Origin of the sequence: Halomonas elongata DSM 2581 (genome assembly GCF_000196875.2) — a bacterium.
Classification (GTDB): domain Bacteria; phylum Pseudomonadota; class Gammaproteobacteria; order Pseudomonadales; family Halomonadaceae; genus Halomonas; species Halomonas elongata.
Genome location: NC_014532.2, coordinates 1237906 through 1255071, shown reverse-complemented (window position 1 = coordinate 1255071; position 17166 = coordinate 1237906). Strand labels below are relative to the sequence as shown.

Annotated in this window: 24 protein-coding genes; 21 read left to right on the top strand and 3 right to left on the bottom strand. The window is 61.6% G+C overall.

Annotated elements, in window-relative coordinates; translation table 11 throughout:
- The first annotated feature begins 155 nt into the window (after positions 1–155).
- The 18 genes from HELO_RS05935 (at position 156) to HELO_RS05850 (ending at position 12290) form a co-directional block, all read left to right on the top strand.
- Positions 156–731, top strand: a complete 576-nt coding sequence (locus HELO_RS05935) for a glycoside hydrolase family 108 protein (RefSeq protein WP_041601946.1) — start codon at positions 156–158, stop codon at positions 729–731.
- Positions 728–1042 (top strand): hypothetical protein, encoded by a 315-nt coding sequence (locus HELO_RS05930; RefSeq protein WP_157953394.1) that lies wholly within the window; start codon positions 728–730, stop codon positions 1040–1042. Before HELO_RS05935 ends, HELO_RS05930 begins: the two co-directional genes overlap by 4 nt.
- A gap of 10 nt (positions 1043–1052) precedes the next feature.
- Positions 1053–1292: a hypothetical protein gene (locus tag HELO_RS05925; RefSeq protein ID WP_041601944.1), complete on the top strand. Its 240-nt coding sequence runs from the start codon at positions 1053–1055 to the stop codon at positions 1290–1292.
- A gap of 629 nt (positions 1293–1921) precedes the next feature.
- Positions 1922–2512, top strand: coding sequence for a terminase small subunit (locus tag HELO_RS05920; protein ID WP_013331850.1), 591 nt, complete (start codon positions 1922–1924; stop codon positions 2510–2512).
- Positions 2512–4107, top strand: a complete 1596-nt coding sequence (locus tag HELO_RS05915) for a hypothetical protein (protein ID WP_013331849.1) — start codon at positions 2512–2514, stop codon at positions 4105–4107. The genes HELO_RS05920 and HELO_RS05915 overlap by 1 nt, the downstream gene beginning before the upstream one ends.
- Before the next feature lie 8 nt (positions 4108–4115).
- The gene (locus HELO_RS05910; RefSeq protein ID WP_013331848.1) at positions 4116–5360 is read left to right on the top strand and encodes a phage portal protein; all 1245 of its coding nucleotides are present in this window, start codon (positions 4116–4118) and stop codon (positions 5358–5360) included.
- Complete coding sequence (locus tag HELO_RS05905) at positions 5353–6189, top strand: phage minor head protein (protein ID WP_013331847.1); 837 nt, start codon at positions 5353–5355, stop codon at positions 6187–6189. The genes HELO_RS05910 and HELO_RS05905 overlap by 8 nt, the downstream gene beginning before the upstream one ends.
- Positions 6186–7292 carry a DUF2213 domain-containing protein gene (locus HELO_RS05900; protein ID WP_013331846.1) on the top strand — a complete coding sequence of 369 codons (1107 nt, stop codon included), beginning with the start codon at positions 6186–6188 and terminating at the stop codon, positions 7290–7292. Before HELO_RS05905 ends, HELO_RS05900 begins: the two co-directional genes overlap by 4 nt.
- Positions 7293–7300: 8 nt before the next feature.
- Entirely contained in the window at positions 7301–7714 is a 414-nt protein-coding gene (locus HELO_RS05895) for a structural cement protein Gp24 (protein ID WP_198410726.1), read from the top strand.
- A 12-nt stretch (positions 7715–7726) separates the two neighbouring features.
- A complete protein-coding gene (locus HELO_RS05890) occupies positions 7727–8692 on the top strand; it encodes a DUF2184 domain-containing protein (protein WP_013331844.1) in 966 nt (321 codons plus the stop codon).
- Between the two features lie 2 nt (positions 8693–8694).
- Positions 8695–8928, top strand: coding sequence for a hypothetical protein (locus tag HELO_RS05885; RefSeq protein ID WP_013331843.1), 234 nt, complete (start codon positions 8695–8697; stop codon positions 8926–8928).
- A 39-nt stretch (positions 8929–8967) separates the two neighbouring features.
- The gene (locus tag HELO_RS05880) at positions 8968–9372 is read left to right on the top strand and encodes a hypothetical protein (RefSeq protein ID WP_013331842.1); all 405 of its coding nucleotides are present in this window, start codon (positions 8968–8970) and stop codon (positions 9370–9372) included.
- Positions 9359–9739: a hypothetical protein gene (locus HELO_RS05875; protein ID WP_013331841.1), complete on the top strand. Its 381-nt coding sequence runs from the start codon at positions 9359–9361 to the stop codon at positions 9737–9739. Before HELO_RS05880 ends, HELO_RS05875 begins: the two co-directional genes overlap by 14 nt.
- Before the next feature lies 1 nt (position 9740).
- The gene (locus tag HELO_RS05870; protein WP_013331840.1) at positions 9741–10130 is read left to right on the top strand and encodes a hypothetical protein; all 390 of its coding nucleotides are present in this window, start codon (positions 9741–9743) and stop codon (positions 10128–10130) included.
- A complete protein-coding gene (locus HELO_RS05865) occupies positions 10127–10504 on the top strand; it encodes a DUF4128 domain-containing protein (RefSeq protein ID WP_013331839.1) in 378 nt (125 codons plus the stop codon). Before HELO_RS05870 ends, HELO_RS05865 begins: the two co-directional genes overlap by 4 nt.
- A 74-nt stretch (positions 10505–10578) precedes the next feature.
- Positions 10579–11514: a phage tail tube protein gene (locus tag HELO_RS05860; RefSeq protein ID WP_013331838.1), complete on the top strand. Its 936-nt coding sequence runs from the start codon at positions 10579–10581 to the stop codon at positions 11512–11514.
- A gap of 9 nt (positions 11515–11523) precedes the next feature.
- A complete protein-coding gene (locus tag HELO_RS05855; protein WP_013331837.1) occupies positions 11524–11994 on the top strand; it encodes a hypothetical protein in 471 nt (156 codons plus the stop codon).
- Positions 11995–12101: 107 nt separating this feature from the next.
- Positions 12102–12290, top strand: coding sequence for a hypothetical protein (locus HELO_RS05850; RefSeq protein WP_013331836.1), 189 nt, complete (start codon positions 12102–12104; stop codon positions 12288–12290).
- Positions 12291–12363: 73 nt separating this feature from the next.
- Here HELO_RS05850 and HELO_RS05845 read toward each other — a convergent pair whose 3' ends face one another.
- Together HELO_RS05845 and HELO_RS05840 are read right to left on the bottom strand one after the other, a co-directional pair.
- Positions 12364–12792 (bottom strand): helix-turn-helix domain-containing protein, encoded by a 429-nt coding sequence (locus HELO_RS05845; RefSeq protein ID WP_013331835.1) that lies wholly within the window; start codon positions 12790–12792, stop codon positions 12364–12366.
- Positions 12793–12795: 3 nt separating this feature from the next.
- Positions 12796–13083 (bottom strand): type II toxin-antitoxin system HigB family toxin, encoded by a 288-nt coding sequence (locus tag HELO_RS05840; RefSeq protein ID WP_013331834.1) that lies wholly within the window; start codon positions 13081–13083, stop codon positions 12796–12798.
- Between the two features lie 148 nt (positions 13084–13231).
- Between HELO_RS05840 and HELO_RS05835 the strand changes: the two genes are divergently transcribed.
- The 3 genes from HELO_RS05835 to HELO_RS05825 all read left to right on the top strand — a co-directional run bounded on the left by HELO_RS05835 (position 13232) and on the right by HELO_RS05825 (position 16496).
- Positions 13232–13525 carry a hypothetical protein gene (locus HELO_RS05835; protein ID WP_041601943.1) on the top strand — a complete coding sequence of 98 codons (294 nt, stop codon included), beginning with the start codon at positions 13232–13234 and terminating at the stop codon, positions 13523–13525.
- Between the two features lie 88 nt (positions 13526–13613).
- The gene (locus HELO_RS05830) at positions 13614–16124 is read left to right on the top strand and encodes a phage tail tape measure protein (RefSeq protein ID WP_013331833.1); all 2511 of its coding nucleotides are present in this window, start codon (positions 13614–13616) and stop codon (positions 16122–16124) included.
- A 9-nt stretch (positions 16125–16133) separates the two neighbouring features.
- A complete protein-coding gene (locus HELO_RS05825; RefSeq protein WP_013331832.1) occupies positions 16134–16496 on the top strand; it encodes a hypothetical protein in 363 nt (120 codons plus the stop codon).
- Positions 16497–16504: 8 nt separating this feature from the next.
- On the opposite strand, the gene aroQ is transcribed toward HELO_RS05825, so the two are convergent.
- On the bottom strand, positions 16505–17098 hold the full coding sequence (gene aroQ, locus HELO_RS05820) for a gamma subclass chorismate mutase AroQ (RefSeq protein ID WP_013331831.1): 594 nt from the start codon (positions 17096–17098) through the stop codon (positions 16505–16507).
- Between the last annotated feature and the right edge of the window lie 68 nt (positions 17099–17166).

Below are 17166 nucleotides of genomic sequence, written 5' to 3'. Positions count from 1 at the left end.
TGACACATCTCTAGTTGCCCCGTCTCTTTAGGCGGGGCTTTTCTTTGTCTGCCCCACCCTGCGCCCAGCAGCTACGGCTCGCTGGGCGTTTTCGTGTCGGAGCGTCTATGCCCTGGATCGACTCAGTAGACGCTTGCCCTCGCTCGGAGCCCGCTATGCATCAGTCGCTGAAAAATCGCCTGATCGGCGAGGTGATCGACCGTGAGGGTGGCTATGTCGATCATTCGGCGGATCGTGGGGGCCCGACCCGCTACGGCATCACCGAGGCTGTGGCGCGGGACTACGGCTATACCGGCGACATGCGCGCCCTGCCCCTTGTGCTGGCCCACGACATCTACGCCGACCGGTACTGGCACAGCCTGCGGCTCGACAAGGTGGCGATGATCCACGAGGGGCTGGCGGCGTATCTGTTCGACTACGGGGTCAACTCAGGCCCAGGTCGCCCTGCTGAGACACTGCAGCGGCTGCTCAACGTGCTCAATCGCGTCGAGCGTGACTACGACGACATCGCCGTAGACGGTGCGGTCGGCCCGGCCACCATCGGCGCCCTGGAGGACTACCACGACACCCGTGGCCGCCCCGGGCTGGATGTACTGGCCGAGGCCGTCAACGCACTGCGCATCGAGTTCATGGTGTCGATTGCCGAGGCTCGAGAGAGCCAAGAGGCGTTCACCTACGGCTGGCTGAGTCGTGTTATCGAATTGTCGCCCTGCGGCAAGGGGGGCTCGTGAGTATGGAGCAGGTGCCAAGCACACAATCCCAACTCGACCGCATTGAAGCTGGCGTCAAAGAGCTCAACGAGCGCACGGCCCGCACGGAAGAGCGGCAGCACAACCAAGGCGCGAAGATCGAGGCGCACGACGGGATGCTGGCCGATCACTCTCAGCGAATCAGACATGTCGAGCTGAATCACGCTGTAGCCCAAGCGACTGGCACGCAGCAATACCAGCACCTATCAGGGCGCTGGAAGATTATCGGCACCACCGCCATCGCTGCCGCCTCCATCGCTGGCGCTTTCCTGTCCCGCATCATCTTTCCTTGAGGTACCCACCATGTCCGACCAAGCAAACATCGATCAAGGCGCGCCAGTTCAGGGCGTTACGCTGGAAAAAAAGCCGAACCGCTTCGCGCAAGGCGCTCGCAGCAACGCCGACGGCCTGGGTGTAGGCCTGCCGGTCGTCCTGTCCTGGGCGCTGAGCACCTTCGTCGGGGTGGAGATTCCCCTCGAAGTGGCGAGCGCAGCCTCTGCGCTGCTGGGGCTAATGGGCGCCAAGATCCAAGCCGCGCTGTAAGGCTCGCCCGCAACGCCATCGCCCGGCCCTATGCGTGGGTGCTGGTGGCGGTGTTCGTTGCGGGCCTGCTGCTGAATCGGAGGGAGTGATGACTATCGAAATCCCTACCTGGCTGCTGTGGACACTCGGCATCACGATCGGCATCCCGGCCACCATCTTCGTGGTGTGCTGTGCCGCTGTTGGATGGGCCTTCTTCCGCGGCCTGTAAGGCGATATCGAAATACCGATAACGCATCGCTGAGCGCCCCATTCTGCCCACGCAGTCTCAACACAGCCCTGGTCGGGGCGCTCATCAATGCGAAAGCAGGTGAGGCCGATAGTGCGCCTGACTGGCAAACCGTCGGCGGCATCAGTCCGATAACAGCTAAACCACCACTGAAGTGACTTTACCAGGCTTGCCTGGCCGGACAGTCGCAATGAGGTCGACGCCTTCTTCATTTGATACGTCAGTATCCACCAGCTTAAAGGTGCCGCTTGTTAGTCGAATGGGTTTGCTGTGACGAGGCCATTCAGCCTCTTCGCGGACCTCCAGAACGGACTGGTCTGATTCCAGTTGATATTGAACCCTCATAGAACTTCACCTCTCGGTTGGGGCGCCCTTCCGAGGTTATCACGGACAAGGAATCAGTATGACCAAGGCTGCCCAGGAGGCTGTCGCGCTGACGGCTCGGCAGTCTCGATTCGTTGATGAGTACTTGAAGGATTTGAACGGCAAGCAGGCTGCCATCCGTGCCGGTTATGCCGAGCGATCCGCTGAAGGCACCGCCTCTCGCCTGCTAAGCAATGCGAAGGTCGCGGAGGCCATCGCGCAGCGCAAAGCTCTGCGCTCAGAGCGCACCAAGATCGACGCTGACTATGTGCTCCACCGCCTGGTCGAGATCGATCAGATGGATGTGGCCGACATCCTGGCCGACGACGGCAGCATCTTGCCTGTCAGGGAGTGGCCACAGTCATGGCGCCGCACGCTATCAGGTCTGGATGTGGCCGAGCTATGGGATGGCCAGGGCGACGAACGCGAACAGATCGGCCTGCTGAAGAAGATCAAGTGGCCGGACAAGGTGAAGAACCTGGAGCTGCTCGGCAAGCACGTCGATGTCCAGGCCTGGCGAGAGCGGCATGAGCACACCGGCAAGAATGGCGGCCCCATCGAAACGGTGGGTATCAGCACCGACGATCCCGAGGAGGCGGCCAGAATCTACCGCGACATGATGGGGGACTGATGCCAATACCGTTCCCCTTCGATTTCCGAAACCCGGATTATGTCGAGGTGTTCGAGTGGCGGGCCGAGCGGCTGCGACGGATTCGCGAGGAGCCGAGCTGCCTGCCGGCCATGCGGCAGTATTACCGCGACCACCCGGCCCAGTTCATCATCGATTGGGGCATGACCTATGACCCCAGGAACGTCGAGCGAGGGCTGCCGGCCAGCATTCCCTTCCTGCTGTTCCCACGCCAGGAGGAATGGATCGAGTGGTTCATGGAGCGGTGGCGCCGGCAGGAGCCGGGCATCACCGAGAAGACCCGCGACATGGGCATGTCCTGGCTGACCATCGGCCTAGGGTGCACTGTCTGCCTGCATCACCCAGGCATGGCGGTCGGTTTCGGCTCTCGGAAAGAGGAATACGTCGATAAGATCGGCTCGCCGAAGTCGCTGTTCGAGAAGGCGCGGAGCTTCATGAGCATGCTGCCCCGTGAGTTCCGGGGCGGATGGGAGCGCAAGCGACACGCGCCGCATATGCGCATCATGTTCCCCGAGACAGAGTCGGTGATGACCGGCGAGTCGGGTGATGGCATCGGGCGCGGTGACCGGACTGGCTTCTACATCGTCGACGAGTCGGCGTTCCTCGAGCGGCCGCACCTGGTGGACGCCTCACTGTCGGCAACCACCAACTGCCGGCAGGACGTGTCGACGCCCAACGGCATGGGTAATCCGTTCGCCCAGCGTCGCCATAGCGGCAAGATTTCGGTATTCACCTTCCACTGGCGGGACGATCCCCGGAAGGATGATGCCTGGTACGCCAAACAGGTCGATGAGCTGGACCCGGTCACCGTGGCCCAGGAGATCGACATCAACTACAGCGCCTCGGTCGAGGGTGTGCTGATCCCATCGGCCTGGGTGCAGGCGGCAGTAGACGCGCACAAGAAGCTCGGCATCGAGATCACAGGCGAGCGGCTTGGCGCCCTGGACGTGGCCGACGAGGGCAAGGACCAGAACGCTTACGCCGGCCGACACGGCATCCTGCTGGACCTGGTTGATGAGTGGACCGGGAAAGGCTCCGATATCTTCGGCACTGTCCAAAAGGCGTTCGATCACACCGATGAGCACGGCGGCAGTCGGTTCGATTACGACGCTGACGGCCTAGGCTCAGGGGTGCGTGGCGATGCCCGGGTGATCAACGAGCAGCGTGCCGAGCAGAAGCGCCCGAAGCTGAAGGTAAACCCATTCCGTGGATCGGGCGGCGTTATCGAGCCCGACAAGGAGATGGTGCCCAAGCGCAAGAACAAGGATTTCTTCGCCAACCTCAAGGCCCAGGCTTGGTGGGCGCTTCGACTTCGCTTCCAGCGTACCTACCGAGCCGTTGTCGAGGGCATGGAATTCGACCCCGACGACATCATCTCCATCGACAGCCGGCTTCCGATCCTGTCGAAGCTGATGCTCGAGCTCTCGCAGCCGACTTATCACGTCAATGGCACCGGTAAGGTGGTGGTGGACAAGGCGCCGGAAGGCACCAAGTCGCCCAACCTGGCTGACGCCGTGATGATCCTCTACGCGCCGAACAAGTCGGTAACCGATCGATTCAAAGCGCTCGCAAGTTAGGAGACACCATGCCGAGTTATTACGAGGACGGCTATCGCTCGGCAGTGCTGGGTGACCGCCGCCGCCAGGTTGCGCCTACCGATCCGGCGACTATGTATGCCCGGGGCGGTATCGCGGCTCGCGTGATCGATATACCAGCCGACATGGCCGTGTCTCGAGGCGTGGAGATCAATGGTGATGACAAGCGGGCCATTATGGGCGAGCTGGATCGGCTCGATGTCATGGGCGCCCTGGCCGATGCCATTCGCTGGTCGAGCCTGGACGGCGCAGCGGCGCTGTTGCTGCTGACCGATACCGGCGAGCTGGCCGACCCGCTACCGGAGAATGTGGGGCGCATCACCGAGATCCGCGTCATCGAATACAGCCAGCTCTCGGTGGCCCCGGGCGGCTACTACGACGATCCTCGAGATCCGACATACGGCCAGCCCGAGGTCTACCACGTCCGCCCACTGATCACCGGCAACTACGCCGGCACCGGCTATTTCGAGGTCCATGAGTCACGCCTGCTGCCGGTCCCGGGCGAACCCCTGCCGGCCCGACTCAAGGTCGGAAAGTCGGTGCCCTGGGCGGGGCGTCCATCCGCCGATGCCGCGTTCCACACCATCGAGCGTTACGAACGTGCGCTGCGCCTTGCTCTCGAGGTTCTCAAGCGCAAGCAGCAGGCCGTGCACAAGATGAGCGGCTTGGCGCAGGCGATACAAGACGGAGATGAAGCGGAAGTCAGAAAGCGGGTCGACATGGTGGATGAGGTGCGCAGCCTCATGAACGGTGTGACCGTGGACGCGGATGACGACTACCAGGTCTATGACCTCAACGTCTCCGGCATCAAAGACCTGATCGCCGAGTTTCAGGTTGCCGTGTCCGCCGACTCAGGCATTCCGGTCACGTCGCTGTTCATGCAGTCTGCCGGCGGCCTCAATAACACCGGCGAGAACGACACCGACAACCTCTACAACCTGGTCGAAGGCATCCAGAAAACCCGAGCGCAGCCGGCGCTTGAGCGGCTTGTCGACGCCATCACCCGGCAGTCAGGCGTCAGTGCGCCATCGGATTGGTCGATTCATTGGCCCAGCCTGTGGACGCCGACTGAGAAGGAGCAGGCCGAGATCCGCCAGAAGAACGCACAGGCGGCCCGAGACGAGGCGCAAGCCCGCACCTTGGACTTTGAGACTGGCGCCGTGAGCGAGCGCGACCTGCGCAGCCACATGGAGCGTGAAGGGCTCTACGGCCTGGAGGCGTTAGACGATGCCTGAGCCGAAATGGGCGCATCCCGAGGCTATCGAGCGCGAGTACACGAAGACTCTCAAGCAATACGCCCGCCGATGCCAGCGAGCATGCAACGAGCTGTTGATGCCGGAGGTGCCGCGTCTCGTCGAGATGGCAGGCATGCGCAGCGACGCCCTGGGCGAGAGCGAGGAGTCCGACGAAGGCACCTGGGCCGACCGCCTGAACGAGATCCTCGGCACTGTTCTGGCCGCCCTCCTCGGTCGCCGCGCCCAACAGGTCTTCGAGGGCATGGCAGGACCGGCGTCAGCCTCTGATGTCGGCGTGGCCGAGTTCGGCGAGCGCGTCAGCCGCTTCAACCTGCGCCAGTTCGTGAAGCTGGTCCGCCGTGTCTACGGCGAGCCCTACGCCAAGGCCGAGCCTGACCTCGACAAGCTGATGCGGGCTTGGGAGCTGGAAAACCTCAAGCTGATCCGGTCCATCCCCGAGCGATACGTCGATGATCTGCAGGGCGTGATCATCCGCGCGATCAACGAGGGCCAATCGGCCACCGACCTGCGCGACACCATCCGGGCGACCTACGACAAGCCGGTCAACCGGGCACAACTGATCGCCAACGACCAGATCGGCAAGCTCAACGGCCGCCTGACCCAGTATCGGCAGCAAGCCATTGGCATCGACGAATACTACTGGCGCGGTGTTCTGGACTGGCGTGAGCGTGCTCACCACCGGCGCCGGGAGCGCAAGTCCTTCAAGTGGTCGAAGCCGCCCTGGGATGGCCATCCCGGTCAGCCGATCCACTGTCGCTGTTGGGCCTCCCCGAAATGGCCGCCCCGAGACGAGGTGACATTGCAATGAGTGTTTATCGCTACGACCGGGCGCCGATCAAAGCCCGGTTCACCGAGGACGGATACCTCGAAGACTCGCCTGTGCTGACCCGCACGGGCGTTTTTACGTACAGGGATGGAAAAGGCGGCATTCGCCGCGAACTGCGCCGGCCCGAGGACGTGTTCTCCCAGGACTCGCTGGCCACCTATCGCAATAAGCCGATCACCAAGGGCCACCACGGCAAGGTCGCGGCGTCCACCGTGAAGAAGTACCAGATCGGCACGGTGACAAGCGAAGGTCGGCAGGATGGCAACGATGTGACTGGCGACATCGTGATCCACGACCCACGCGTGGTGAAGCAGGACGGCTGGAAAGAGCTCTCTGTGGGCTACCTGGTGGACACGATAGAAGAACCCGGCGAGTACAACGGCGAACGCTACGACGCCATTCAGACGAACATCCGGGTGAATCACCTGGCTGTCGTGCCCGAGGGCCGCGCAGGCAATGCCCGGCTCAATCTCGATTCGGCAGACGCCGAGCAAATGAGCGACGCGGCCGATGCCGCAACACCAACCGACGACGATGAAGGTGATCCGATTATGGACAAAGTGCGTCTCGACAACGGCATCGAGTACGACGCCGCGCCCGAGGTAGGCCATGCCTACAAGCAGGCTCGCGCTGATCTTGACGATGCCAAAACCATGCTCGAGCAGGAGAAGGCCCGGGCCGACGCTGCCGAGCAAGCCAAAGAAGAAGCCGAAAACCAGGCTGAGCAGATCAAGCAGGACGCTGTGAAGCAGGCCCGTGCCCGACTGGAGCTCGAGGCCAAGGCCAAAGAGCACAAGGTCGAGGTGAAGGAGGATGCCGCCGACCGCGACCTCAAGGTGAGCGTGATCAAGGCCATTCGCGGCGATAGCGTCGACCTGACCGACAAGGAAGATGCCTATATCGACGCTGCCTACGACTACGCGGTGGCCGACGCCGACAAGCGTCGGGACGATGCCGCCAATCAGCGCAAGGTGTCCACCGGAATCAACCAGGATGGCGTGCCTGCCAAAGGCGGCAGTGCTGCCGAAGCCCGCGAGAAAATGGCCGCCCGCATGCGCGGCGAGAAAGTGGAGGATGACCAATGATCTTCGAGATGCAAAAAGCCATCCCGGGCATGAAGGCCGACGCCGGCTTTGACCGTGTCGAGTCGTTCCCGGCCGGCGGTAACGTGCGCTTCGGCCGTGTCTGTGGCGTGAACGCCAGCGGCGCAGTGGTGGAAGGCGGCGGTACTCGCATCGCCGGCATCGCCCTGCACACCCACACCAAGATCGACAACTACGTCCAGTACGACGATGTGTCGGTTCTGACCCGAGGCCTGGCCTGGTGCTCCGTGATCGATGGCGGGACCGTTACCGATGGCGGTGCCATCGAGTTCAACGCCGCCGGCGAAGTACAGGATGCCGACGTGGGTACTGCTTACCCGAACGCCGTGTTCCGCTCCGACGCCGTGACCCTCAACGATGGCCGGGTGATTGCCTGCGTCGAGCTCCACTCTCCGACCGCATAAGGATCGACGACGATGAAACAGCACATGAACTATGACGCCGCCGATCTGGCGGCGGTGATGGATGCCGGCGACCGACTGGGCATCGTGCGAGAGGACGAGGGCCTGTTCCTGGCGCGTCAGCTCGACTATGTGAAGTCTCGCATCTACGAGACCATCACCCCGAGTCTGACTGGTTTGGACCTGGTGCCGGTCTCCACCGAGGTGCCCGAGTGGGCCGAGTCGTTCACCTATCGCACCTACGATGAAGTCGGCATGGCGAAGTTCATCTCGAACTACGCCGATGACCTGCCGCGCGTGGATGTGACCGGCAAGGAAGAGACGCTCAAGCTCAAGAGCCTAGGCGATGCCTACGGCTATAGCCTGGATGAAATGCGCCTGGCCAACGCCATGGGCACCAATCTGCCGGAACGCAAGGGCCGCACCGCCCGCCGTGCCATCGACCAGTTGATCAACAAGGTCGCCATGGTCGGTGATGCAAAACACGGCTTCTACGGCTTCACCAACCACCCGAACCTGGGCGAAACCGCCGTCAACGGCGACTGGACCAATTCGGCCACTACCGGCCAGCAGATCCTCGACGATCTGCTCGCCATGTATGACGCCGTGCAGATCCAGTCCTATGACTACCACACACCCAACACCCTGGCGCTGGCCCCGACTCGTCGCTCTGCGCTGATGCGCAAGAACGTCAACGAGGGCGGCAACTGGGAAAGCGTGTGGTCTCGGTTTAAGGCGCTCTATCCGAACGTCAGCCTGATCGCTTCGACCGAGCTCGAGCCGAGCGATGCCAACGGGCAGCAGTCTTCTGCCGTCATGTACGAGCGTGACGTCGACAACCTGTCCATCGAGATCCCGCGCCCGTTCGAGCAACTGCCGGCGGAGAAGCGCAATCTCGAGATGGTGATCGACTGCATCGCCAAGTGCTCCGGCGTGGCGGTCTACCGTCCGCTGTCACTCACTAAAGCCGTGGGGGTTTGATCATGGGTAAGTACCGCAACGAAAGCCTGGGTGTCGTGAATGTGGACGGCAAGTTTGCCGCCCCGAAGCGGACCCTTGATGTCGACGACAAGGCGCCGGGGCTTGCCCGCATGGTCAAGCGTGGCGTGCTCTCCAAGGTGGACGGCCGCACCGCCGGCGCCAAGACCGAAAAGCCCGCCGAGAAAGGCGGCGATGCCCAGAAGGCTGAGCAGCCGCAACAGAAAGCGGCCGAGTAACCCGAGGCCCTGCGGGGCCTCCCTGATTCCGAGGCTGTCATGACGCAATATGTGACCGTCGCCAATGTCGATGAGAAGCTCGGTGCGGATTGGGCACCTGAGGCTGACAAGGAGCGCTTTGTGGCCATGGCCAACGCCTACCTGTCCGCCCAGGGCATTCAGGTGCCCGATCCCGTGCCGGCCGACGTGATCATGGCCGGCGTCGAGCTGGCGGCCGCCGCGGCAGATGGCAGCCTATATGCCCAGCAATCGCAGGGCACGATGACGCAAAAGCGGGTCAAGGCAGACGGTGCCGAGGTCGAGAAGCGCTATGCCGAGATCTCCACGTCGAACGTGGGCAATGCTGCCCTGCCCTCCCGCGTCCAATTCGCCCTGGCGCTGATCGGCCCCTACAAGGCCGCTCGCGGCAGCATCACAGTGGGGTATCGCCGTGACTGCCCGTGATGAGATCCAGACCGAGCTGGCCGAAGCGTTCGCCGATGACGAGGAGCTGGGCCAGGCCTACTTCGCGTTCACAGCCAAGCGGACGCTGCCGGGCGACGGGGTCTATAACCCGGACACTGGCACCTACGAGCCGGCCAAGCTGCCCTACTCCGGGAGCTACTGGCGGTCCAAGTTCACATTCGCCGAGATCCAGTCGCTGGACCTGACCAGTGCCGACATCAAGATCGGCATGCTGGCCAACGCCACCGAGCAGGTTCCCCAGGTCGATGATGTCATCACGCTGGCCGACGGCCGGACAGCTCGAGTGGTCGAGGTATCCGGCGATCCGCTAGGTGCCACCTATTCCGTGCATCTCAAGGTGAACTGACATGGCCAAGGGCGGATGGAGCGGCAAACCGACTGATTTCGCGCTAGAAGTCGAGGACGACACCATGGTGTTGTTCCGCGAGCTCTGCGAGCAGGCGTCACGGGGCGTTATCTACCGGGCGCCAATCGATACGAGCCGCTTCCTCGCGAACAACAATTTCTCCGTCAACACTCCAGACGAGACGTTCGACGAGAACAAGCGCGATCCATCGCGGAGCATCACGCTTGCCGATGCTCGGCGGGCCATGGCCGCATTGAAACCGGGCGATTCCTTCCATATCGTCAATACGACGCCCTATGGAAAGTATCTGGAAGCAGGTACGTCAGGCCAAGCGCCCACCGGCATCTACGGCGTGACATTCAACTCGATCAAGGAGTACAGCGGCTCATGACCTACCAAGCCCTGGTGGCGGCGCTGATCAAACACGCCCTGGCCTGGGGTGGCCCCGAGCCGATGGAGATCCCCAACGTGCCGGCTCAGCAGCACACCGACAATTGGCTGCGCGTCAATGTCGTGCCCGGTGACACCATAACCGCCGAGGTTGGCGGGAAGCCCTGCCCTCGAATGACTGGGTTGGTGATGATCCAGATCTTCACCAAGCTCGAGGAGGGATGGGGTGCAGCCTATGACATCGCCACGCGGATCGGCGAGCACATGGCCTACCAGTCCATCGGCGACATCGACACCTTGGCCTACACGCCGCAAGACTTCGGCGAGATGAATGGCTGGTATCAAGTGAACGTCAGTATCCCATATCGCTGCTGAACGGCAGCAGAACGCATCCCAAGCCCTGGCATCCGCCGGGGCTTTTTTTATGCCCGACCGTGAGGTAACGAAACATGGCGGAATCCAACCAGTACAAGCTGTCGATGCGCCTGGCCGGCTCTGGTAATCCATGGCAGGTGCTACGCCGCACCGATGGCGGCCCCGGCATCACCACCAACATGACCAACCCGAACGAGGTCGATTCCAGCGGACAGGACTCGTCCATGCTGCTGACATCGATCACCGTTGGTGGTGATGTGTCGATCGCTTTTTCAGCGAAGACCTACGACATGATCATCCGCAACGTGATGGGCTCGGATTGGGTGGTCGATGGTACGGACTCGACGCTGAGCACCATCATCATCGGCAAGGACACGCCCAAGCTCGAGTTCCTGGTCCAGTACATGGACGTCGGTGCCGCCGGCAAGGCCTATATGATTGGCGAAGCCAACGTCTCGCAGCTCCAGCTCTCCCTCTCCGCCGGCGAAGTCGTCTCGGGTTCGTTCTCCATCGTGGGCGAGTCCTACAACGCAGACTACGACTTCAGCGCCGACACCTTCGAGGATGAGACCACCACCAAGCCGATCAATGCGGCTCAGGACGTCAACGAGCTGGTCATCGAGGGCGATACGGTGATGGACGTCTGTGTGAACACCATGGACATCACGATCAACCGCAACTACCAGGAAGATCCCTGCATCGGTCATGAGGTGCCCCACCAGTTCAAGGGCACCGCCCAGGTGACGGGCAATATCTCTTTGGCGCTCACCGAGAGCACGTTCGGCCTGCTGAAGGATTCCATCAACGAGAAAGAATTCGGCGTCCGGCTTGATATGAACGATGGCACTGCTGGCAACAGCTACTTGATCGAGACGTTCCGCACCAAGCTGGGTGTCGAGATGCCGTCAGGGGGTCGTGACACCGTGCTTCGGCCTGCCGTCAGCTTCACCGCCCTGAAAGACCCGAACATCGGATCTTCCATTCAGGTTTCACGAACCCTGGCCGCCTAAGGAGGGGGTATGGCGCTTTCACGTAAGGGTCGCGGCGGCGACGCCAACGAGACGAAGTGGTTCGATTACGACGATGACACCCAGATGCTCATCGCTCGTTGGGACAATGACCGCTATACCGTCGGCATGAACCGATTCCGAGCTGTCTTCCAGGAGAAGATGCGCCGGCTGCTGGATAAGGCTGAACACGATGGCGACCTTCGCTTTACCGAAGACCTGGCCGAGGTGTCGGGTGAGGAGCAAACCGAATTCGAGGCGCAATGCAGCCTGATGGCTCGCTACATCCTGCTCGACATCCGCACCAAGGGGCGGGAAGACGGCAAGTTCCTGCTCGATGACGAGGCAGTAGCCTACGACCACGAGATCGGCGAGGAGCTTCTCCGCAAGGACATCGAGCTCTTTATGTGGGTGTCCGGCAAGGCTCAGAAAATGCAGCATGACGCCTACTCGCTCGCCAAGGACGCCGAAAAAAAGCCATAGCCGAGCTGCGGTGGCAGAACGAGTGGGGGTCGGAAGAGAAGTTCGAGGCCATCTCCAAGTTCATCAAGGTCGACAACCCTCGGCCCGAACTGGACGGTCTCAGCGCCATGCTGGTGGACGCTTTCACCCTGATCGAGCGAGGGCGACGAGTGGTCGCTGGGATGGGAGGGGTGGGCCGGCTGCCCTTGTCCCTGCACGAGATCGGCCCTTACCTGGACCGATTCGCGCCGCCCATCCCGGAGCGCGAGTTCATCTATGCCATCATGCGGATGGATAGCGTTGTGCTTGAGCAGTAGGCCTCAATCGAGCAAAGCGTCCAGCAAGCTTTCGATGGCGTCGCCCACGGCATCCACTGCAGCTCGGATGGCCTCAATGATGATGGTCAGCATGATGCGGCTCCTTGAAAGCGTCGGTTGGCACGCCGAACCGTTCGGATAGCCCGCAGATCTGACGCCAGTTCAGGGAGCGCTTTCCAGCCAGGATGGCGGACACGACGGGCTGGGCCCCGACTTCGGGCAAGTTGCTCTGTGTGACGCCATGCTCCTCCATGAGGTAGCGGAGCACGTCGACACTGGAGACGCCCGGCATAGGGCGATGCTCTTCGTCATAGGCTTCGATGATGTCGCCCAGGCGAGCCGCCAGGCCTGCCAGCGGATGGTCCTCATCGTCACCCACCATGTCGAGCAGCTCGTCCAGAGCCTCGACCTTGGCGTCGTAATCCGCTTCGTTCTCGGGCTCGGTGAGCAGGGGCGCGATGTGCGCCCAGTGCATTGCCGCTTGATCAAGAATGGCGTTCATGGGTCATTCCTTCCATTTGCCTTTGTCGTACTCGCTGTGATCGAGGATGTCTCGGATGTAGACCCGCTTGGCGCGGTAGTGCACGACCGCGATCAACCTGATCTTGTTGCCGCCGATGTCGAAGACATGATGGCGTCCGACCTTGTCGGTTGCCGGGAAGATGTTCTTCATCGCGGCGAAGTCCTTGGGCTCGCTGGCCTTCATGAGCCGGTACCATGCGTCCAGGGCGGTAGCGGTCTGTGGCCATTCTTCTTTGGCTTCCCAAATGCGCTTCTGCGTGATGATGTGCATGAGCCCTTCCTTGTCCTGATATGGGCAGTGTATATCAATCTGCTATGCATAGCAATATGCTATACAGGCCAATCTTGGCACCGCATTCCCCTTCCACCCTGCCCTCCCAAGCGGCAAACTGGCAGGAAACGCAGGGCCAGGAGGCAAAATGAAGAAGTGGGCGGCAGTGATGGCGCTAGCGAGTATGCCGGTTATGGCTGCAGATCATGAGGTCTGCAGCATTGAGTCCGAGACGGCAGAGGTGATTATGGGACTTCGCCAAGAAGGGATGCCGATGCGCGATCTGGTTGATCTGTCCAAGGAACAGGGCTTCTACGACGCTACTACGCAGGTCATGGTGAAGATGGCCTATGACAGGCCCGCCGCTCAGTCCGAAGAATACAAGGCAAAACAGAAAACAGAATTTGGCAATGCCTTCTACAAGCATTGCATTGATAGATAAGTTGTTGCTACTACAGCCCCGCCACTGAGCGGGGTCTCTTGTTTTCAGGCTCGCTTCGGCGGGCCTTTTTTGTGCCTGGAGTTTGAGCATGGCCGAATCCCGCCTCAGCATCGTCATCGACTCGCGCACTGCCGAGCAGAAAGCTCAGGATGTGCGCCGCGCCCTCCAGGCGCTGGAAGATGCCGGCGTCCGGGTCACGGCGACGACCGGCGGCGTGTCGGCTGCTATGAACCAGCAAGCCAGCCAGGCCAGCGTGTTGACCCGCAACGTCAACAGCACTCGCGGTGCTCTCCAGCGCATGCAGCAGGTGCAGAATCAGGTGCGCAGCGGGCAAAAAGGTCTGTTCCAGCCCGTTCAGGCTGAGCGGTACGAGCAGAGCGTGGAGCGCGTCAGGCGTCAGATGGATGGCGTGCGCGGGAGCTACAACCGGGCCGGGCTGTCTGCCAAGCAACTGCAGCAGGCACAGCGCCAATTGCCCATGCAATTCACCGACATCTTCACGTCGCTCGCCTCCGGGCAGCCGGTGATGCAGGTCTTCCTGCAGCAAGGCGGTCAGATCAAAGACGTTTTTGGGGGTGTCGGACCCGCCCTTCGCGGTATGGCAGGATACATTGCCGGCCTGATCAACCCGCTGACGATTGCGGCTGGCTCTGTAGGCGCTTTTGTCGTGGCATTCGAGTCAGGCCGTGATGAAGCGCAGCAGTTCAACAAGACGCTGACCATGACCGGGCAGCAATCCGGCGCCACAACCGACGAACTGATGACGTTGGCCGCTCAGATGGACAACCTGGCCAGCACAACACAGAACCGTGCGGCCGCCGCGCTCAACCAGGTGGTCAAGTCCGGCAAGTTCACCGCTGGCCAGTTCGAGACGGTGACGCGCACCGCCATCCTGATGGAGAACGCCACTGGCCAGGCCATCGACAAGACTATCGAGCAGTTCGGCAAGATCGCCGATGATCCGGTCGATGCCATTGCCGAGCTCAACGAGCAGTACAACTTCCTGACCGTCGAGACCTACGAAAACATTCGCGCCCTGGCCGAGAGTGGGCGCGAGATGGAAGCCCAGCGTGTCGCGATGAATGCTTTCGCCGACACAATGCGAGATCGAGCATCCGACGTCGCCGAAAACCTGGGCACTCTAGAGTCCGTATGGAAGAGTATTAAGACGGCGGCCAAGGAGGGCTGGGATGCCATGCTCGGCATCGGTCGTGAGGATACTATCGACCAAAAGATTGCTCAGTTGCAGAGGGATATTGCTGACGCCGAAAGCATGACGGCTTCTTATGGAGCTGTGGGCGCCGGGAACGCGAATTCGTCAGCCGAAACAAATCGGCTCAAGTCTCGACTCGAATTCTTTCAGGGGCTGAAAGCTTCAGCTGAGGCTGGAGCTTTGGCAATGGAGCACCAAAGCGAGGCTGTTCGTGAGCAGCACGAGCATCAAAAGAAAATCGACGAGCTGCTCGAGGCCCAGCAGACCAAAAGGCAGCGCATCGCCGAGATCGACGAGAACATAGCCACTCTCCGTAAGGAGCTGGCCAGCACCGAGTCGGCGGACCGTCGCGAGGAGATTCAGGGTGCCATTCAGGCCTGGCAGGACGAGCGGCAGAGCGTCGTGGAATCCACCGAGGCTTACAAGGCCAACGAAAAGGCCGCCCGAGAAGCCGCCCGCGAGGCCGAGAAAGCCGCCCGTGAGCGTCAGCGAGCCATTGAGAAGTACAACGCCAGCCTTCGCTCCCTTCAGGATCGGCTGTTCCCCGTTCAGCAAGCCCAGCGCGACTTCCGCCAGGATCAAATCCTGCTCCAGACAGCCCTCATGCAGGGCAAGATCACCATCGAGCGCTACATCGAGGCCAACGAACGTCTCAACGAGTCGATGCGCAGTGACAAGACCTGGCAGGAGGCCTACGGCTTCGATGGCAACACGTCCGATATAGACAAGGTGAGCGATTCAGCCCGAGAACTCGGCCTGACGTTCACCTCAGCCTTCGAGGATGCCGTTATAGAGGGCGAGAACTTTCGCGGCGTCCTCCAGGGCATCTTCGAAGACATCCAGCGCATCCTTATTCGCCGAACGATCACTGAGCCTGCCGAGACGGCCATTTCCGGTGCCCTCGATGGATTCAGTTGGGGCGGCTTGTTTAACGGCCTCCTGGGTGGCGGCGGAGGCGGCGGAACCTATACCGGCGGGACAGTTGGAAGCCTCTACCCCGGCATGTCCGAAGGCGGCTACACCGGCGACGGCGGCAAGTACGAGCCAAAGGGTATCGTTCACGGCGGTGAGTTCGTGGTGAAGAAATCCGTGGTCGATAACCCCGGTGTCCGCCCCATGCTCGAGCGGCTGAACAAGGGCTATGCCAATGGCGGGTATGTCGGACCGTCATCTGGAGCGACCGCCAACCCCGGCGTTGTCGTCAACGTCCACACCGATGGCGATGCCCAGGTATCCCAGCAGGAATCTCGCCGATCCGACGGCACTCGCCAGCTCGATCTCTACATCGAGCGGAAAGTGAGGGGCACCGTCCACGGCATGTTTTCCAGTGGCGAGATGGACCGCCCTATGCGCCGCTTCGGCGCTCGTCGCCAATCCACCGGATAAGGAGGAACCATGCCCACATGGCCCGCATCGCTGCCTCAGCGACCGCTGGCGTCGGACTATACCGAGACGCCGGCCAGCCAAGTGCTTCGCTCTCAGATGGCCGTCGGCCCGCCCAAGACGCGGCGACGCTCCACAGCCAGCACACGCACCATCCCGGTGGCATACAACCTGACCAAGGTCCAAGCGGACACATTCGAAGCCTGGTTCGATGCCGACATCGGCGCCGGCGCCCTGCCCTTCGACTGGCCGAACCCGCGGACGGACACCATCCAGTCGGTGATGATCACCGGCGACGAGCCCTATCAGCTCTCCCCTATCGGGAGCGGTTCGAGCTATTGGCGCCTCTCCATGACCCTCGAGATCCAGCCGTAAGGCGCGCATCACTCATCGCGCAGTGACGACAGTGCTATCTCCAGTGCCTCGGCATACTCATTATTCGCCACAGCTCTGGCTGCACTTTCCTCGAGATACTGTTGTGCTGCTGATTCGCTCTCAAACGTCTGGAATTCGGATAGGGACTGGATCAATTGAGGGGTCAAAGTATCTAGTTGGGGACGGATGTCATTGGCCAGGTTCGGTGGATTGTCGAAAGGTGGTTGCGATTCCTTCTGCCACTGCTGATGCAACTGCTTCTGGACCGCCTTGCTAGCATCGAACTGGTCCTGGAAGAAGGCGCGAGCCAATTGGTGGTCAACTCCCTGATGCTGCGCCTCTTCCACCACTCGTTTCAGAATCTGTGCCTCACGCTCTGGCACGTTGATCGGTGCCTCGGAGTTCCATTTGGCCATGGCCACATCAGGAGCAATGGACAGACGTTGCTCTACCTGTGCAATCAGTCCATCTACCGTCTCCCGGGCCTCATCGGAGGCTTGCTGATCCGCCGCCACGACGAAGCCGCTGATAAGCAGGCCTGCTGTAATCCAGCCCAGGTGACGAAGCCCCAGGCGCCCGGCTCCCAGTAAAGCTCGATTCATGGCTTGTCTTCCTTGTGGTCTTCGGGATGTTTCAAGTGCCTAGTCTGAACCGATCATCTGCCATCACT

Bases quoted from the DNA above. Each gene is read 5' to 3' on its own strand.
- HELO_RS05895 (WP_198410726.1), top strand. From the start codon at position 7,301: ATGCAAAAAGCCATCCCGGGCATGAAGGCCGACGCCGGCTTTGACCGT.
- HELO_RS05900 (WP_013331846.1), top strand. From the start codon at position 6,186: ATGAGTGTTTATCGCTACGACCGGGCGCCGATCAAAGCCCGGTTCACC.
- HELO_RS05865 (WP_013331839.1), top strand. From the start codon at position 10,127: ATGACCTACCAAGCCCTGGTGGCGGCGCTGATCAAACACGCCCTGGCC.
- HELO_RS05925 (WP_041601944.1), top strand. From the start codon at position 1,053: ATGTCCGACCAAGCAAACATCGATCAAGGCGCGCCAGTTCAGGGCGTT.
- HELO_RS05935 (WP_041601946.1), top strand. From the start codon at position 156: ATGCATCAGTCGCTGAAAAATCGCCTGATCGGCGAGGTGATCGACCGT.
- HELO_RS05915 (WP_013331849.1), top strand. From the start codon at position 2,512: ATGCCAATACCGTTCCCCTTCGATTTCCGAAACCCGGATTATGTCGAG.
- HELO_RS05850 (WP_013331836.1), top strand. From the start codon at position 12,102: ATGCTGGTGGACGCTTTCACCCTGATCGAGCGAGGGCGACGAGTGGTC.
- HELO_RS05860 (WP_013331838.1), top strand. From the start codon at position 10,579: ATGGCGGAATCCAACCAGTACAAGCTGTCGATGCGCCTGGCCGGCTCT.
- HELO_RS05830 (WP_013331833.1), top strand. From the start codon at position 13,614: ATGGCCGAATCCCGCCTCAGCATCGTCATCGACTCGCGCACTGCCGAG.
- HELO_RS05885 (WP_013331843.1), top strand. From the start codon at position 8,695: ATGGGTAAGTACCGCAACGAAAGCCTGGGTGTCGTGAATGTGGACGGC.
- HELO_RS05825 (WP_013331832.1), top strand. From the start codon at position 16,134: ATGCCCACATGGCCCGCATCGCTGCCTCAGCGACCGCTGGCGTCGGAC.
- HELO_RS05890 (WP_013331844.1), top strand. From the start codon at position 7,727: ATGAAACAGCACATGAACTATGACGCCGCCGATCTGGCGGCGGTGATG.
- HELO_RS05920 (WP_013331850.1), top strand. From the start codon at position 1,922: ATGACCAAGGCTGCCCAGGAGGCTGTCGCGCTGACGGCTCGGCAGTCT.
- HELO_RS05835 (WP_041601943.1), top strand. From the start codon at position 13,232: ATGAAGAAGTGGGCGGCAGTGATGGCGCTAGCGAGTATGCCGGTTATG.
- HELO_RS05910 (WP_013331848.1), top strand. From the start codon at position 4,116: ATGCCGAGTTATTACGAGGACGGCTATCGCTCGGCAGTGCTGGGTGAC.
- HELO_RS05845 (WP_013331835.1), bottom strand. From the start codon at position 12,792: ATGAACGCCATTCTTGATCAAGCGGCAATGCACTGGGCGCACATCGCG.
- HELO_RS05870 (WP_013331840.1), top strand. From the start codon at position 9,741: ATGGCCAAGGGCGGATGGAGCGGCAAACCGACTGATTTCGCGCTAGAA.
- HELO_RS05905 (WP_013331847.1), top strand. From the start codon at position 5,353: ATGCCTGAGCCGAAATGGGCGCATCCCGAGGCTATCGAGCGCGAGTAC.
- aroQ (WP_013331831.1), bottom strand. From the start codon at position 17,098: ATGAATCGAGCTTTACTGGGAGCCGGGCGCCTGGGGCTTCGTCACCTG.
- HELO_RS05880 (WP_013331842.1), top strand. From the start codon at position 8,968: ATGACGCAATATGTGACCGTCGCCAATGTCGATGAGAAGCTCGGTGCG.
- HELO_RS05855 (WP_013331837.1), top strand. From the start codon at position 11,524: ATGGCGCTTTCACGTAAGGGTCGCGGCGGCGACGCCAACGAGACGAAG.
- HELO_RS05840 (WP_013331834.1), bottom strand. From the start codon at position 13,083: ATGCACATCATCACGCAGAAGCGCATTTGGGAAGCCAAAGAAGAATGG.